This is a genomic window from Flammeovirga sp. SubArs3, from assembly GCF_947387565.1.
Taxonomy (GTDB): Bacteria; Bacteroidota; Bacteroidia; order Cytophagales; family Flammeovirgaceae; genus Flammeovirga; species Flammeovirga agarivorans.
In genome coordinates this window covers 88521-105827 of the sequence record NZ_CANDOA010000013.1, presented here as the reverse complement: position 1 = coordinate 105827, position 17307 = coordinate 88521, and the positions used below count along the sequence as shown (strand labels likewise).

Here is a 17307-nt window from a genome sequence, read left to right as displayed (position 1 = left end):
AATTATAAGACTGATTCTAAAATTAGAATCAGTCTTATTTTTACAGCATAGAATTTGGCATTAGCCTCTATGCATTACCCATTAATTATCAACTCTATCACTATAGTTCTATATGTTTGAAAGCAAAATAAAAGCCTATAAACAGAAGCTGTATAAGAATGCTGCATTAAAAGGTATCATCCTTTCTCTTGCTGCAATTCTAGGTCTTTTTTTGCTGATCAATATATTAGAATACATCAATAATTTTGGTACAACTGCTAGAGCATTATTGTTCTTTACATACTTATGTACATTCTGTTACACCTTATTTATTTGGGTAATACAACCTATTCTAAAACTTAAAGGAATAACAAAACAGATTACTGATGAACAAGCAGCGAAAGAAATCGGTCAGTATTTTCCAGAGGTTTCTGATAAGCTTGTCAATTCAATTCAATTACAAGCTGAAGGAAAAGATAATAGCTTAATCAATGCGACATTAAGTCAAAGAGATGAGCAATTCTCCCCTATTAATTTCTCTAGTGCTATTTCCTATAAAACTAACTTAAGATATTGGTATACCTACCTACTTCCTATTGTTATAGTTTTTCTAGGAATTCTTTTATTTAGACCTCAAGTAATCACTGATACAACTCCAAAAATTGTTCAGTTTGATAAAGAGTTTTTACCCGTAGCACCTTTCCAATTTTATATTTTAAACTCTAGTTTAAATACCTTTCAAGGAGATGACTTTGAATTGAAGGTACAACTAAAAGGTGATGCTATTCCATCTGATGTATACATTGAAACCAATAAAGGTTCACTAATTAAATTACAGCCTACAACACCTGGATATTCTTTTACACATACTTTCAAGAAGATTCAGCATGCTGTTACCTTTAGATTTAAAGCTGCAGGGTATTACTCACAAGAGTTTGATATCAATACTTTAATTCGTCCCTCTTTATCTAAGTTTAGTGTTCAAGTAGAGTATCCTTCATATACTAATAAAACCAACGAGACATTATCTAATACGGGTAACCTTCTATTACCTGAAGGCTCCAAAATAACTTGGTTGTTTGATACAAAAACAGCCGATTCCATCAAATTATTTTTTAAAGATGTTCCATTAACGGTGCATGCAACATCAGTAAATGACAACGTCTTTAAGTATGCTCAAAAAGCAAGTAGCTCTACTCCCTATAGTATTGCATTAAAAAATGAATTTGGAAGCAATAAAGACAGTATCTCCTATTTCTTAAATGTTATAGAAGATAAGTTTCCGAGTATTAGTATGCGCCAGTATCAAGATACTGTAATGTTCGATTACTTGGTGTTTGGAGGAAACATCAGTGACGATTACGGAATCACTAGACTACGTACGAGATATAGAATCAAAAGAAAAGAAGAGAACAATCCATCTAAGACTTTCAGTAAAATTGATATTCCTTTTAATAGAAAAGCAATCGATCAAAGCTTCTATTACAAATTAGAAACTGAACAATTTGGACTTCAAGAAGGAGACAAGTTGGAATACTATGTCGAAGTTTATGATAATGATGGAGTAAATGGTAATAAGAGAAGTAAGACACCTATGTACTCTTTCTCGTTACCGACAGCCAAAGAAATTGCAAAAGAAATTGACGAATCTCAAAAGGAAACAGAAGATAAGCTAGAAGAGACTTTGGCAAAAGCGGATCAACTGGATAGAGACCTAAAGAAGTTAGAAGAAAAACTAAAAGGTAAACGTCAACTATCTTGGCAAGATAAAAAAGACATTCAAAAGTTGATTGAAGAACGAAAAGAATTGGAAGCACAAATCAAAAGCCTCCAACAGCAGAGTCAACAATTACAAGACAAACAAAGTAAGTTCTCGAAGCAAGATCAGCAAGCTTCTCAGAAGGCGGAACAATTACAGAAGATCATTAATGATATCAATGATGAAGAAACTCAAAAATTATATGAGGAACTTCAAAAGTTGATGGAACAAAATTATATCAACCAATCTCTTCAAGAAAACCTGAAGAATATTGAGAACAAACAGAAGAACTTAAAGAATGAATTAGAACGTTCAATTAAGTTATTTAAGAAGTTACAGATAGAGCAAAAAGCAAAAGAAGTTTCTTCTAAACTTGAAGATTTAGCAAAAGAGCAACAAGAAATTGCCAATGAGACAAAATCATTAGAAGAAAAAGAAGCTAATTCAGAAGAGCAATCTGAAGAACAAAAGAAGGAAAATGCAAAACAGCAAGAAGATATAGCTAAAAAGCAGGACGAACTTAATAAGAAGTTTGAACAGATTAAACAAGAGATGGATGATTTGCGTAAAATGGATAAGAAGGAACAAACCAATCAGGACTTCGAACAATTTACGCCAAATGAAAGGCAAATAGAGAAAGAACAACAAAATGCCTCTCAACAACTAAAAGAAAATAATAAAAAGCAGGCTCATCAATCGCAGAAAAAAGCTGCTAATAAAATGCAGCAGATGGCACAAAAAATGCAACAAAGTATGCAGTCTGCACAAATGGAACAAATCAGTGAAGACCATGAAGCTTTACGACAAATAATGGAGAATCTCCTAAAACTTTCATTTGATCAAGAAAATCTAATGGAATCATTTAAGGAGGTTAGAAGAATAGATCCTAAATTTGTAGAGCTTTCACAAACTCAATTGAAATTAAGAGATGATGCTAAATATATTGAAGACAGTTTAGTTGCATTATCGAAAAGAGTTTTCCAAATTGAGTCTTTTGTTACACGTGAGGTTACTGAAATGAATAAATACATGGACGAAAGCCTTGATGCAATCAAAAGAAGAGTTCCAGAAGTTGCTGCCAGTAAACAGCAATTTTCTATGACCTCAATAAATAACTTGGCTTTGTTATTGAGCGATATTTTAGATAATATGCAACAGCAAATGAGTCAGAGTATGGCAGGGCAACAAATGAACCAAAAACAACAGTCGTCCTCTCCTAGCATGAGTCAGATGCAACAGCAATTAAATCAACAGATGGAAAACTTAAAGAAAAGTGGAAAGTCTGGTAAAGAATTATCTAAAGAACTTGCGAAACTTGCTGCCCAACAAGAAATGATACGAAATGTTTTAAAACAAAGTATGGGCAAAGGGCAAGAACAAATGCAAGGTAAAGATAAAGGTGACGATGGAAACGGAATCAAAGAAGGTGACAACGGTTACGGAAAGATTCTGAAAGAAATGGAAAAAACCGAAGAAGATCTAGTCAACAAAAAGCTTACAGATAAGTTGATTGAAAGACAAAAAGAGATCTTAACAAGAATGCTTGAGTCTGAAAAGGCACAAAAAGAAAAAGGTCAAGATGAAGAACGAAAAGCGGAAACTGCAAGACAAGAAAAGCAGATTCCTCCTCCTGACAGTTTTGATGAATATCTAAAACAGAAGGAGACGCAAATTGAATTATTGCGTACTATTCCTACTTCCTTGAATACTTACTACAAGCAAGAAGTGAACAAATACTTTGAAAAGATAAAAGATTGAAATGCCAACTAGCACAATAATGAATAAACCATTCAAATTAAAGATCCCTTCGCTAATAGAAAATGTTAGAATAGCGGAGAGTTTTATTGATCAAGCTCGTGACGAGTTTAATTTTAATGATGACATTTATGGTAACATTATGATTGCCGTAACTGAGTCTGTGAATAATGCTATCATTCATGGTAACAAAAATGATAAGGATAAAAATGTTCACTTAGAATTAAATGTTTCAGATAAAGAAATAGCTTTTACAATAGAAGATGAAGGTAAAGGATTCGACTTTGATGGTCTGCCTGATCCAACAGCTCCAGAAAATATTGACAAGCCAGGTGGTAGAGGTATTTTCTTAATGAAGCATTTAGCAGATGAAGTAGAGTTCTCTAAAGAAGGTAGAGCAATTACACTTACATTTTATATTTAATGGGGGAAATTACTTTTTTTACTGAAGACATTTCTTTTGATGTTCAACATGAAGAACAAGTAAAAGAATGGATTCAATCCGTTATCAAAAAATTTAATTTCGAACTCATTGGTGTTAATTACATTTTGTGCTCTGACGAATACTTACATAAAATTAATGTAGAGTATTTAGACCATGATACCTATACTGATATTATCACTTTTGATAATTCAGAATATGAGAACGAGATAGAGTCTGATATTTTTGTAAGCATTGACCGTATTAAAGAAAATGCTTCAACCATTGGAACAAGTGAAACTGATGAATTCCACAGAGTACTTATTCATGGTATTCTTCATCTATTAGGATTTAAAGATAAATCTGATGAAGAAGCTAAAAAGATGAGAGCTCTGGAAGATGAACAACTTGCTTCAAGATCTTCAGGTCTTACCCAATAGTACAGTCTTTTATAGTTAAATTTCATATATGTTCCACGTGAAACACTTTTTGTAGAAAAAATTAAGTGTTTCACGTGGAACATTTTTTTATTATATGAAAACATTAAGTCTTTACTAATAATTGATTATGTATCTTTGCATTATCAATCTAATTGATTTACAGTATTTAAAACTGTAGTTAGAAATTATTTCGGTTTTGTTCCACGTGGAACTTTTAAAAAAAGGAATTAGAATGTATCCATCTTATGACGTCATTGTAATAGGCGGAGGACATGCGGGCTGTGAAGCCGCCCATGCTGCTGCAACTTTAGGATCAAAAGTATTGTTGATTACAATGAACATGCAGACCATTGCACAAATGAGTTGTAACCCTGCAATGGGTGGTGTCGCAAAAGGACAAATTGTAAGAGAAATTGATGCGTTAGGTGGTATGTCTGGAATTATCACAGACAAATCTATGATTCAATTTCGTATGTTGAATAGATCGAAAGGTCCTGCAATGTGGAGTCCAAGAGCACAAAGCGACAGAATGGTATTTGCTCAGGAATGGAGAGATGCTCTCGAAGCAAATCTCAATGTTGATATATGGCAAGAAATGGCTACTGAAATAGTCATGGACGGTGACAAAATTACTGGTGTTAAGACTGGTCTTGGTGTTGTATTTAATACTAAATCTGTAGTCTTAACAAACGGTACTTTTCTAAATGGTTTAATCCATATTGGCGAAAAACAATTTGGTGGTGGCCGTAGTGGCGAACATGCTGCAAAAGGTTTAACTGAACAATTAGTCGCACTAGGATTTGAATCTGGTAGAATGAAAACGGGTACTCCTCCCCGAGTGGATGGTCGTTCGTTGAACTGGGAAAAAATGCAAGAACAAGCGGGTGATGAAAACCCTGAAAAGTTCTCATTCTCAGATCAGACTTCTACACTTACTAAACAAAGAAGTTGTTTCATTACCTATACAAGTAATGAAGTACATGACATCTTAAAAACAGGTTTTGATCGATCGCCAATGTTCAATGGTAGAATTCAAGGATTAGGTCCTAGATATTGCCCATCTATTGAAGACAAGATCAATCGTTTTGCAGAAAGAGATCGTCACCAAATCTTTGTTGAGCCAGAAGGATGGAACACTTGTGAGATGTACATCAATGGTTTCTCTACATCATTACCAGAAGATGTACAGTACAAAGCATTACGTAAAATCGAAGGTTTTGAAAATGCTAAAATGTTCAGACCTGGATATGCTATTGAATATGACTTCTTCCCTCCTACACAATTGAAGCCTACTCTAGAAACTAAGTTAATCGAGAACTTATATTTCGCAGGGCAAATCAATGGTACTACAGGTTATGAAGAAGCAGCATCACAAGGTTTGATGGCAGGTATCAATGCACACAATAAAATCACAGAAAAAGAGCCATTCATCTTAAAAAGATCAGAAGCTTATATTGGTGTTCTTATTGACGACTTGATCAACAAAGGTACAGACGAACCTTACCGAATGTTTACATCTAGAGCTGAGTATAGAATCTTACTAAGACAGGATAATGCCGACATTCGTTTAACTCAACTTGGTCATCAAATTGGCTTAGCCTCTGATGAACGATTTGATGCTGTACAAAAGAAGAAAGAGCAAATCAATAAGACTATTGAGACTTTAAAAGAAACTAGTGTAAAAGTAAGTAATGCAAACCCTCATTTAGAGGCTAAAGGATTACCTGCTATGAACCATGGTTTAAAAGCTGATAAGTTTCTTAAGAAGACAAAAGTTGATATGGCTTTAACAATGGATAGTGCTCCAACACTAAAAGAAGAGTTTGATGGTTTCTCTGATAAAGCATTAGAGGAAGCTGAAATCTTATTGAAGTATGAAGCTTATATTGAGAAAGAAGAAAAGATTGCAGAGAAGTTAGTCACTATGGAAAATTATAAAATTCCTGATGGTTTTGACTTTAGAGCAATCACTGCTTTGTCTGCAGAATCTAGAGAAAAGTTATCTAAAGTAGCTCCGTTGACATTAGGACAAGCATCAAGAATTAGTGGTGTAACTCCTGCTGATGTAACTATCTTAATGGTCTATTTAGATAAGCAGAAAAATTAAGAAGAAATAATCTTATATTTTATATAAAAAGGGGTATCTCATTCAAGAGATATCCCTTATTTTGTGATAGGAAAAATTAGAGAAACAGAAACGTTCCTATGAACTTATACCTAAGAATCATTATATCTATCTATATACTTTTCACAGTATATGCATGTGCTGTAGTCTCCTCTCCTACTGGTGGTCCTAAAGATGAAATACCACCTCGTTTTGGAGCAAGCGATCCCTTCGATGGACAAACAAATGTTGATACTACCAAGCTTAAAATCACACTTTATTTTGATGAGTATGTTCAAGAAGAAAAGCTAAAGCAGAACCTTATTATCACTCCTTATAAAGCAGACTTCAAATACAAAACCAAGTTTGTTAGAAATAAAGTAGTGATGAATATTCTAGATACTCTTGAACAGAATACTACTTACTTTATGGATTTTGGTAAAGCAGTAGTTGATGTGACTGAAAAGAATCCAGCAAAAAATGTACGTTTTGCTTTTAGTACTGGAGACTATCTAGACTCCCTTGAAGTCACCGGACAAGTATTTGATTTAATGACTAACGAACCAATTGAAGGTGGAATCATTGCTTTATATGATCCATATGATTCGTTGGATGTCAATACTGATCCACCATTATATTATTCAAGAACAGTAAAAGACGGGCTATTTATCTTAGAAAGGTTTAAGCCTGGATTCTATAAAGTTTATGCTATCGCAGATGCAAACGAAGATTATAAGTACACTCTTAGAGAAGAAAAAGTAGGCTTCTTTTCTGACTCTATTTCCTTAGATAAAAATATAGATGGTGTTAAACTATATGTCAGAGATTATGATTTAGTAGATCTAAAACTAAATAGAATCAAGAAAGAAAAAGAAGACCTGCATATTTCTTTCAATAAAGGTATTGTAGAATATGGTGTTGATTTCCCTGAAACGAATACTTATACAGATAGTATTTTTAGTATGGAAGAGAAGGGAGAAATTAAGCTTATCTATACTGGTTTAAGAGATCAAGAAGACTCTTTAAGAATTACCGGTTATGGTATTGATTCCTTAGATACAAAATTAGAATTTGATACTTTGATCATGTTCCCTAGTAAGAAGGAACTATTAGCGGAGGAGAAAAGACAAGAAAGAAAAAAGAGTGGAGGCCTTATTGGTGGTGCTCTAAAATCGGTAGGTAATGCTTTGGGAGCTGAAGAAGAAGAGGTTGAAATTACTAGAATATCTTTCGAACAATTACTTCCAAAAGACAATGATATTAAAGAAAATGATTCTCTTGATATAGTACTTCGATTTCCTATTCCTCTGAAAGAATGGAACATGGATAGTATGATGTATGTATATAGTGAAGACACTGTAATGCTTGATAGTGTTTTAGAATCAAGGGGGAAAGCATTGAGTTTTAATTTTGATAAAACTGAAGTAACTATTCCTGGTTTTGTTGCAGATTCTGCCTTTGCTGTCATCTTAAAACAAAATTCTTTTGTATCTGTAAAGACTGATTCTACAAAGCAAAAAACTTTAAACTTTAGTATTAAAGAGCCAGACAAATACGGAATTATTGAAGGACTTGTAAAAGGTAGTCATGATAATTTTACTGTTCAGTTATTAGACGGTAAAAATGAACCCGTCATGGAAATTGAAAATGAAAGAAAGTTTTCTTTCGAATATGTAAAACCAGGCACTTATAAAATCAGAGTTTTAATTGATGAAAATGGTGATGGTGTATGGTTCCCTGGAGACTTCAAAAATCGTATTCCTCCTGAACCTACTGCTTTCTTCCCGAAAGAAATTAAAGTAGAAGCCAATTGGGAAATAAGAAGAGAAGATACTGTCATTGATACTGATAAAAGATAAATCAAAAGTATCCATGTGGTATAAAAAAAGCCTTTGTAAAAAACATATTTACAAAGGCTTTTTTTTATTAGAACATACAAAATGTTTTACTCATCTTTTTTCTTTTCTAATTCCTCCAAATGTTGTGGAAGGGTTTTATAATAAGTTTCTAAATTCCATTTAATATCAAAAAACAATAGATAGTCTTCTATAGGTTCTAATCCCATCTCCGCTCTTCTTTCATTTACAGTTTCTGGATCATCAATAGGAAATACATAATTTTTTCCCTTATGATTTAAACTAACCTGACTTCCATAGACCTGAGGTTTACCATACTCTAAATTCAATCGATCTTCCATCAGGGCTAACTGTCTTTTTTTAGCTTTCTTATTTTTTACTGCTTCTCTTAATAAAGGAATATATTTCAATCTTATTTCTTTAGACGAATGTTGTATCACTAGAAATAAAGTCGAATTAGCGGTCTCCCCTATTTTGTCTTTTCCTATCCACCCATACTTATCCAATAACTCAGATACTAAAATTGTATTCAAAGAATCAGAATACATCATCTTCTTTACAGCTGATTGAAAAACTTCGCTTTCTTGATCATATTTTTTATAAACTTTTTCGAAGTCTTTTCTATTGGATTGATCTACTTCTCTAATACTATCCAAAAGTATTTTTATCTCAGAATAATTAATTGGTTTCTCTGATGTAGTATCATTTTCATTTGTACAAGAGCATTGAATCAATACTACTAAAAGAATAAATATTAATCTCATTTGTGGAAATTGAAAGTTTGCTAATAGTTTACTTTATTTTCTATAAGCTAAATATACAATCTATTTCAACAGGAGTAGATCCATTATTCAATAATTGTAGAGCTTATAAATAAACTGTGGATAAGTCTTGTAAATAAGAGGGATAAATAGAAAAAGAGTGTATATAAATTATAAAATTAGTGTTTCCTTTCCATGAAGGAGCTATATATGTGTGAATAAGTTTTTTTTACATCTAATAACGTAACTGGATAACACTTTAATTCATTTAAATATGTAGTAAAACGTCCTTTATGATATCATTAGCCTATATTTTTAGTGATTATACTAAAGTTTAATTAGTACATAGTGTTATCTACTTATTCAGTAAGATTTTCATTTACAAACATTAATATTCACATGCATTTATAATTATGTTAGTAAATCAGTTAGTTATCAACATAATTATTCACACTGTTAGACCATTTGACCTAATTCACTTCTTTATAAACAGAAAACTGGTATAATTAAGAATAGTAAAGACATATTAAATAGCTGATTTTCTAGTAATTAATATAGAACCTGTATTTAATTATAAACATATACACAAAATATACATTCACATAGTGTGCACAAGTGATAGGTATTTAACCCTTTATTTTTGATTAACTCTTTGTCATCGGATATAGAAATCAATTATTCATAAGCCTCTATTCATTTCAAATTGTTCATGTGAAAAACTTTCTGAAATCAGATCATTTTTTAGGCGCAAAAATGATTTAAAAATTTACAAAGTATGTATCTTCATATAAGATCAACGACTTACTCACAGTTTTTGATTGAAATAGTTTAATTATTGTACAAATCGAAGATATTTATTGTACTTATCCACATTATTCACATCAAAATTGTGAGAAAATGTGATTAGTGAGTAAAATGTTTAAAAGGTGTGATTATTATCCACAGTAATTCACAAATGGCACTTATTCACGCAATTCACAAGCCTGTGTATAAGTCGATGTGCGCAAAAATGGCGCTTGCGCACACACAAATTAACTGAATAACTTTGGTTCACTTATTATCTCACATACTGTGGAAAAGTACTCTAATCCTTTGTTTTTGATATTGTTAGGCAGTGAATAGTTATCAGCTTAGTTTGTTTATAAGCGCTTATTATCTGTTGGTAAAGTCAGTTATCAACTTATAAACACCCCTAATAATAATAAAAGAGAATTTTAAAATTTATTTTTTTATTATATATCTGTTTAGTGAAATGTTGAAAACCTTAATTCCTCAAAAAATCAGAAAGGCTATACCTTTGATTGGGGTTGGACTCTTTTTTATTCAAATAGGGTTTGCTCAAAATAAAACAGAGGAGAAGTTAGACCTAGCCCAGGAATATTATAAAACGGAAGAATATGATAAAGCCTTAGATCTGTACAGGGATTTATCAAAACAAAAAAACTTGATAAACCAGATCCACGAAAATTACTTATCTATTCTTTTAAAAAAAGAACTGTACAAGGAAGCGGATAAATATTTGAAGAAAGCAGTAAAGTCTGATGAGAGTAATGCTGTTTACCATGTGGACTACTCTCGCATAAAGCTTCTAGAAAAAGATACAGTAACGGCTGATAAGTACTTTGATACTTTTATCAAGGAAATAGCAGTCAATACCACGAAGTTGCGTTATACGGCTTTATATTGCCTTGATCTGAATTTATTCAAATACACAGAATCTTGTTATCGTATTGGAGAGAAGAATAGTAACGAACTCTTTTATTACGAATTAGCCGATTTATATTACAAATGGGGTAAGTATGATAAGATGATCGATGAATATCTTCAGTTACTCACATTAAAGCCAGATCAGTTAGAATATGTTCAGGTAGCTTTACAGGACAGGTTAACTACAGAAGAAGATTTTGAGCTATTAGAACCACAGTTACTCACAAAAGTGCAGAAGAATGCAGATATGACTGTATTCAATGAGATGATTGTCTGGTACTATCTACAACAAAAGAAATTTTATGGTGCTTTTATTCAAGCAAGAGCATTAGATAAGCGTTTACGTTTAGAAGGTTATAAAATTTTAGAGATAGGTAGACTAGCCAAGAACAATCAGGATTATAAGAATGCCCAGAAGATATTCCAATACCTTGTGGATAGATATAAAGAATACGCTGTTTATCCTGTGGCGAGAAAGTTCTTAATTGAAACTAAAGAAGCTATTGTTAAAAACACCTATCCTATCGATAGAACTGAAATAGAGTCTCTAGTAAAAGATTATCAACAAATTGTGAAGGAAATGGGATTAAATGCTCAAACTGCTGATGCTATGCGAAACATGGCACTGCTTCAGGCCTTCTATTTGAATCAGAGAGATTCTGCAATTGTTGAATTAAAAGAACTTATCAACAATAGAAACATTCCTAAGTCACTTATTTCACAAGCTAAACTAGATCTTGGGGATATCTATTTGTTAAAAGATGAACCTTGGGAAGCTTCTTTACTTTATTCACAAGTTGCTAAAAGTAATCGTGAATTAAAGATTGGACATGAGGCTAAATTGAAAAACGCAAAGCTTTATTACTACACAGGAGATTTTAAATTAGCACAATCGCAATTAGATGTATTGAAGTTGGCAACTTCTAGAACGATTAGCAATGATGCAATGGAACTCTCCATGCTTATTGGTGATAATCTAAACCTCGACACTACTTCTTTAGCAATGGAAGCTTATGCAGCCGTAGACTTGTTGATATTCCAAGGACAATATGATAAAGCGCTCGATAGTTACGAACAAATGTTAGTAAAATTCAAAGGACATCGATTAACAGATGAAATTCTTTGGCAAAAAGCACAATTGTTAATAAAATTGGGCAAATATGAAGAAGCGACTGAACCATTAAAAGAGATACTAGAGTTTCATAGGTACGATATTTGGGCAGATGATGCCAACTATCTATTGGGAACGATTTATCAAGATCAACTAAAGGATAAAGAACAAGCGATGAATTATTTTAAAGATCATCTGATTAATTATAAAGGTTCTGTTTATGAAGTTGATGCTCGTAAGCGTTTTAGACGTTTAAGAGGAGATAATGTGAACAAATCGTAGAAAATTTAAAATAAAGCCCCAAAAACAATAAAATATTCACCAAAATGTGGATAAGTTATTGATTTAAGACATAAATAAACTATTTGATACATTTTCAAGTAGTTATTCAAATAAAAGAGAAAGTTATTCACACTCAAAATAGTGATTTGTGAATAACTTTCTCTTTTTTGTTGATTAAAATAGCTGTTTTCGAAAAGTTATAAACAATTGAGATGGGATTTACTTTAATATTTGATTCATAACATCAGAAGTAGCTTAAAATCGAAATATTCACTCCTATTTAGTTGATAACTCTCTGATTTTATCTGAAAAAGTCTGAGAATATAATTTTTTACCAACAAAAAAATCCTGAACTCTTAAGAATCCAGGATTTTTCTTTTTAAACACTTGATTTGATTAACCATTAAAGTGTTGACTATTTTTTCTTTACTACGAAAATCATTCTGTCTGAATTTTCTCTATCAAATTCATTGAGTTGATAATCTCCATAGGTGTGTAGCAATTCGAGATTTACTTTTTGGAATAGATTACAGAAATCTTTGTTTTTTAAAGCTTCCACCCTTTCTGTGAATACATGGTTTCTTCCATCAGCTATAAAAGAAATTTCCTTCATCACATGTCGATTTTCCAGGTATTTATGCACATTAAAAGTGATTTCTGGACGCTCGATCACTGTTTTTTGTGGTAAACTGTTGATAACTTTATAAGTATTGAAGTAATCCAGTACTAAAGTACCCCCTTGTTTAAGACTATCAGCAATCATTTGCAATGCTAATAAATCTTCTGCTTCAGTTTCGAAGTAGCCAAATGATGTGAATAAGTTGAAGATGAAATTGAATTCTTCCTTTTTATAAAGTTCTCTCATATCATGAGTAAAAAACTTTAGTCGATCGTTTTCAAATTGCTGAGCATGATGTATATTTTCTGTTGATAAATCAATACCTTCTACATTGAAGCCAATTTTATTCAAGAAAATAGCATGTCTACCTTTTCCACATGCTAAATCCAGCACTTTGTCGTTAGTAGTTATATTAAGTTGAGACGATAAGATTCGCATGAAATCTTCTGCTTCTTGAAAGTCTCTGTTTTGATATAGAATGTGATAATATGGCGTATTAAACCATTGATCGAACCATTCTTCGCCCTTTTGCATTTTATTCACGACTTTTTATGAATTCTCTGACCAACAACTCTTACCTTTGTGGTCGTTTTGAAAAAATGTATGACACAAATGTAATTTTTTAGGTGGTATACATCAAAACAAAATGGTAAGCTGTGCATAACTTTTTGAAAATATGATATTTTTTTCGCTAAAAATGAATTTTTCAAAAAGTTATAAACAATTTCAGAGGTTAAGTGTGAATAACTTTGATTTGAAGTCACGAAAACATCTGTTATTCAATCATAAACAAAGTGAATAACTAGGTAAAAAATATTAACTTTGTGTTTGACTTATCGTCAGTTAAAATGAGTCTAAGGAACTGTAAACAAGTAGACAATTCATGTCAAAACATTACAATAGATATACTGTAACGGCGGCATTACCTTATGCCAATGGTCCTTTACACATTGGACATATCGCAGGTGCATATTTACCAGCTGATATTTATGTGAGATCATTACGTCAGAAAGGAAAAGACGTAGCGTTTATTTGTGGTAGTGATGAACACGGTGCAGCGATTACAATTCGTGCACAAAAAGAAGGAATCACTCCTCAAGATATTATAGATAAATACAATAAACAGATCGGGGATACTTTCGAGAAATTCGGTATTTCTTTTGATTTGTTTCATAGGACTTCTGCTCCAATTCACCATGAAACTGCTCAAGATTTTTTCAAAAACTTGGAAGCAAAAGGTCATTTTGAATTAAGAGAGTCTGAACAATACTATGATGCGGAAGCAAAGCAGTTCCTTGCTGACCGTTATATTGTAGGTACTTGTCCTAAATGTGGTAACGAAGGTGCTTATGGTGATCAGTGTGAAAAATGTGGTACTTCATTGAGTCCCACAGATTTAATTGATCCAAAGTCGACGATTACTGGGGCAACTCCTACTTTAAAAACTACTCGTCACTGGTATCTTCCAATGAACAAACATGAGGATTGGGTACGTGAGTGGATTGAGAAAGGTATATTAGATGGTAGAGAACACCATAACCCTGCCGAATGGAAAAACTCAGTGATGGGACAGTGTAAATCTTGGTTAGATCAAGGGTTACAACCTAGAGCCATGACAAGGGATTTAGACTGGGGTGTCAAAGTTCCTATCGAAGGTGCTGATGGCAAAGTATTGTATGTTTGGTTAGATGCTCCTATCGGATATATTTCGGCAACGAAAGATTGGGCAACGAAACAAGGTAAAAACTGGGAAGATTATTGGAAAAAAGCGGATACTAAGTTAGTTCACTTTATCGGTAAAGATAATATTGTATTCCACTGCTTGATTTTCCCTATTATCCTTAAAGCACATGGAGACTTTATTTTACCAGATAACGTACCTGCTAATGAATTCTTAAATTTAGAAGGTGCCAAGTTATCAACATCTCGTAATTGGGCTGTTTGGTTACATGAATATTTAGAAGATCTTCCGGATCGTGAGGATGAGTTACGTTATGTATTAACCTCTATCGCTCCTGAAAATAAAGATTCAGAGTTTACATGGAAAGATTACCAAGAACGTGTTAATAACGAATTGGTAGCTATTCTAGGTAACTTTATCAACAGAGCAGTAGTACTTACTCACAAATACTTTAAAGGTGAAGTACCTGTTGCTGGAGAGTTTACTCCTATGGAAGAAGGGATTATTGTCGAAATGAAAGCGATTCCATTAAGAGTAGAGAAGCTGGTAGAACAATACAAGTTTAAGGAAGCTTTACAAGAAGCAATGAAACTTGCTCGTTTAGGTAACAAATACCTAGCTGACACAGAACCTTGGAAATTATTTAAACAAGATCCTGAGTTAGTAAAAACGATTTTAAATATGGCACTGCAGATTGCAGCCAACCTGGCAATTACAATTGATCCATTCTTACCAAATACGGCGAAGAAGATTCAAAATATGTTAGGAATGGAATCATTAGATTGGAACCAAGTTGGTAATCCAGAACTAATCACTGCCTATGATCGTTTAGCTCCAGCTGAGTTATTATTTAGCAAAGTGGAGGATAAGACTATTGAGGCTCAAATTGAGAAATTAGAGAAAACTAAAATAGCTCAAACACCTGTTGAGCCTCAAAAAGAAGAAGCTACTTTTGATGATTTCCAGAAAATGGATATTCGAGTAGGTACTATCCTTGAAGCTGAAAAAGTGAAAAAAGCAAAGAAACTATTAAAACTGACAGTTGATACAGGAATCGATAAGAGAACTGTTGTAAGTGGTATCGCTGAATTCTTTGCTCCTGAAGATATCATTGGAAAGCAAGTATCTATTTTAGTTAACTTGGCTCCAAGAAAAATTAGAGGTATTGAATCACAAGGTATGATCCTAATGGCTGAAGATAAAGATGGATCACTATCTTTTGTTTCGCCTACAAATCAGATTGCTGAAGGTAGCATCGTAAGATAATTTAGAATATTTGATATTATCATAAATGAAGGAGTAAGATGTGTGGTTTAACAACAACTACCCTCTTACTCTTTTCTTTTTAGACCTAATTATATAAATATAAATTTACTATGAACAAAAGCTTCGGTATGGTCATTAATATGATCTTCGGAATTGCAGCCGCTTCTTTTTTACTTTTGGCCTATTATGATTGGGAGGCAGGTCGAGAATATGAAGGTACCATGAAATTGGGGTTATTCTCTGCAGGTTTACTGATTGTAAGAGTTTTTCTGATGAAATCTAATTCAAGAAATAAAGGCGGAAGAAAAAGACGTTTCGGTAAAGACAAATAGAACATATTTAATCTATCATGTATTCAGTAACAGAAATCTATCAATTAAGGGAGGAAGGTAAATACCAAGAGGCGTTTATTACTGCTAGAAGATTATTAGAGTTATCTCCTAATGATGAATCTTTACAAGCAGCAATGGCTTGGGTATTATATGATATGATAAAAGTTGCTGCTGATGAAAATAACATAGATTCTTTTGAGGAGTTATTTTCAGTATTTGTCGAATACATTCCATTGGAAGCAGACAAGCTTCAACAAATGGGCTGCTATATTCTTTACAATATGGTGGAAAGGTGTATCACTAAGCAAGATTATAAAAAGGCAAATGATCTAATGTTATTGATTGAGGGGTTAAAGTTTCATCCTGATAAAGAACGTCCAAATGGCTTTTATCAATTATTAGAAGTAGCTGTTGCTTTTAGCCAACAATTACCAGAGTTTTTAAAATTCATAAAAGTTTGGCGATTACAAAATCTATTACCAAAACATTATCAACAATACGGAGAGGCAATGTCTATTGCTGAGAAAGTACACTGGTTAGTGGGCCAACACTTGTTACAGAAAAAAAATGATAATGAAGAGGTAATAAACGCTTATGTTAAGCAGTTAGATTTATTATTAAGTCGCTACCCTCATTTTAAACACATCACAAAATTAAGGGCAAAACTTGTTGAATAGTATTAAGTAACACCTGATATAATAGTTACATAATATCTATTAACTATATATTAGTAACAATGTTTCTTTTTAAGGCGTAAGAGTATAATGTAAAGCATATTAAATCTATCAATCTATCTTAAATACATTATCTCATGAAAAAGCTACTTCTAATATTTTCGTTTATTGTTGTTTCATTATCAACATTTGCACAAACTGATAAGTATGTGAATTTGATTGATGAGAAAGTAGAAACATACCTTGAGAGTCAAGGACTATTGGGCAAGCTAGATCCAGATTTATCATTTAGAGATGAATATCAGAATAAAACTAGATACGTATTGGTTCAGTATTGTGGAGCGATTGCAGTATTTGATGTTTATAGTTCTGGAAATGTCAACATCGTTCATAAAAGTCAATGTTTATCTGAAGATGAACAAGCAAAAATATGGATGGATGAAGTGAAAAAATATACTGATGGAACTATCGCAAGACATAAGTTTCTTCGATAGCATTGAGTTGTGAAATATAACAAAAGAAAAGGCCTTACATCGATACAGATGCAAGGCCTTTTCTTA

General features: G+C 32.6%; 12 protein-coding genes. 10 read left to right on the top strand and 2 right to left on the bottom strand.

Annotation, left to right across the window (positions count from 1 at the left end; all coding sequences use genetic code 11):
• Positions 1 to 112: 112 nt before the first annotated feature.
• From QL232_RS24730 to QL232_RS24710, 5 genes are all read left to right on the top strand, one after another.
• On the top strand, positions 113 to 3496 hold the full coding sequence (locus QL232_RS24730; protein ID WP_281616188.1) for a DUF4175 family protein: 3384 nt from the start codon (positions 113 to 115) through the stop codon (positions 3494 to 3496).
• A 19-nt stretch (positions 3497 to 3515) separates the two neighbouring features.
• Positions 3516 to 3917: an ATP-binding protein gene (locus QL232_RS24725; RefSeq protein WP_168883499.1), complete on the top strand. Its 402-nt coding sequence runs from the start codon at positions 3516 to 3518 to the stop codon at positions 3915 to 3917.
• Positions 3917 to 4354, top strand: coding sequence for an rRNA maturation RNase YbeY (gene ybeY, locus QL232_RS24720; RefSeq protein ID WP_281616187.1), 438 nt, complete (start codon positions 3917 to 3919; stop codon positions 4352 to 4354). The genes QL232_RS24725 and ybeY overlap by 1 nt, the downstream gene beginning before the upstream one ends.
• Before the next feature lie 232 nt (positions 4355 to 4586).
• Positions 4587 to 6461: a tRNA uridine-5-carboxymethylaminomethyl(34) synthesis enzyme MnmG gene (mnmG, locus tag QL232_RS24715; protein WP_281616208.1), complete on the top strand. Its 1875-nt coding sequence runs from the start codon at positions 4587 to 4589 to the stop codon at positions 6459 to 6461.
• A 98-nt stretch (positions 6462 to 6559) separates the two neighbouring features.
• Positions 6560 to 8317, top strand: coding sequence for an Ig-like domain-containing protein (locus QL232_RS24710; protein WP_281616186.1), 1758 nt, complete (start codon positions 6560 to 6562; stop codon positions 8315 to 8317).
• An 86-nt stretch (positions 8318 to 8403) separates the two neighbouring features.
• On the opposite strand, the gene QL232_RS24705 is transcribed toward QL232_RS24710, so the two are convergent.
• Positions 8404 to 9078, bottom strand: a complete 675-nt coding sequence (locus tag QL232_RS24705) for a DUF6624 domain-containing protein (protein WP_281616185.1) — start codon at positions 9076 to 9078, stop codon at positions 8404 to 8406.
• A gap of 1249 nt (positions 9079 to 10327) precedes the next feature.
• Between QL232_RS24705 and QL232_RS24700 the strand changes: the two genes are divergently transcribed.
• The gene (locus tag QL232_RS24700; RefSeq protein WP_281616184.1) at positions 10328 to 12175 is read left to right on the top strand and encodes a tetratricopeptide repeat protein; all 1848 of its coding nucleotides are present in this window, start codon (positions 10328 to 10330) and stop codon (positions 12173 to 12175) included.
• A gap of 415 nt (positions 12176 to 12590) precedes the next feature.
• Here the strand turns inward: QL232_RS24700 and QL232_RS24695 are convergent, their stop codons facing one another.
• Complete coding sequence (locus QL232_RS24695) at positions 12591 to 13328, bottom strand: class I SAM-dependent methyltransferase (protein WP_281616183.1); 738 nt, start codon at positions 13326 to 13328, stop codon at positions 12591 to 12593.
• A gap of 349 nt (positions 13329 to 13677) precedes the next feature.
• Between QL232_RS24695 and metG the strand changes: the two genes are divergently transcribed.
• The 4 genes from metG to QL232_RS24675 all read left to right on the top strand — a co-directional run bounded on the left by metG (position 13678) and on the right by QL232_RS24675 (position 17241).
• Positions 13678 to 15741, top strand: a complete 2064-nt coding sequence (gene metG, locus QL232_RS24690; RefSeq protein ID WP_281616182.1) for a methionine--tRNA ligase — start codon at positions 13678 to 13680, stop codon at positions 15739 to 15741.
• Between the two features lie 110 nt (positions 15742 to 15851).
• On the top strand, positions 15852 to 16073 hold the full coding sequence (locus tag QL232_RS24685; protein WP_281616181.1) for a hypothetical protein: 222 nt from the start codon (positions 15852 to 15854) through the stop codon (positions 16071 to 16073).
• A gap of 17 nt (positions 16074 to 16090) precedes the next feature.
• Entirely contained in the window at positions 16091 to 16750 is a 660-nt protein-coding gene (locus QL232_RS24680; protein WP_281616180.1) for a hypothetical protein, read from the top strand.
• A 134-nt stretch (positions 16751 to 16884) separates the two neighbouring features.
• Entirely contained in the window at positions 16885 to 17241 is a 357-nt protein-coding gene (locus QL232_RS24675; protein ID WP_281616179.1) for a hypothetical protein, read from the top strand.
• The last annotated feature ends 66 nt before the right edge of the window (positions 17242 to 17307 follow it).

What these genes read in the sequence shown, in the direction of transcription:
- QL232_RS24730 (WP_281616188.1), top strand. Translation starts at nt 113, where the DNA reads ATGTTTGAAAGCAAAATAAAAGCCTATAAACAGAAGCTGTATAAGAAT.
- QL232_RS24725 (WP_168883499.1), top strand. Translation starts at nt 3,516, where the DNA reads ATGAATAAACCATTCAAATTAAAGATCCCTTCGCTAATAGAAAATGTT.
- ybeY (WP_281616187.1), top strand. Translation starts at nt 3,917, where the DNA reads ATGGGGGAAATTACTTTTTTTACTGAAGACATTTCTTTTGATGTTCAA.
- mnmG (WP_281616208.1), top strand. Translation starts at nt 4,587, where the DNA reads ATGTATCCATCTTATGACGTCATTGTAATAGGCGGAGGACATGCGGGC.
- QL232_RS24710 (WP_281616186.1), top strand. Translation starts at nt 6,560, where the DNA reads ATGAACTTATACCTAAGAATCATTATATCTATCTATATACTTTTCACA.
- QL232_RS24705 (WP_281616185.1), bottom strand. Translation starts at nt 9,078, where the DNA reads ATGAGATTAATATTTATTCTTTTAGTAGTATTGATTCAATGCTCTTGT.
- QL232_RS24700 (WP_281616184.1), top strand. Translation starts at nt 10,328, where the DNA reads ATGTTGAAAACCTTAATTCCTCAAAAAATCAGAAAGGCTATACCTTTG.
- QL232_RS24695 (WP_281616183.1), bottom strand. Translation starts at nt 13,328, where the DNA reads ATGCAAAAGGGCGAAGAATGGTTCGATCAATGGTTTAATACGCCATAT.
- metG (WP_281616182.1), top strand. Translation starts at nt 13,678, where the DNA reads ATGTCAAAACATTACAATAGATATACTGTAACGGCGGCATTACCTTAT.
- QL232_RS24685 (WP_281616181.1), top strand. Translation starts at nt 15,852, where the DNA reads ATGAACAAAAGCTTCGGTATGGTCATTAATATGATCTTCGGAATTGCA.
- QL232_RS24680 (WP_281616180.1), top strand. Translation starts at nt 16,091, where the DNA reads ATGTATTCAGTAACAGAAATCTATCAATTAAGGGAGGAAGGTAAATAC.
- QL232_RS24675 (WP_281616179.1), top strand. Translation starts at nt 16,885, where the DNA reads ATGAAAAAGCTACTTCTAATATTTTCGTTTATTGTTGTTTCATTATCA.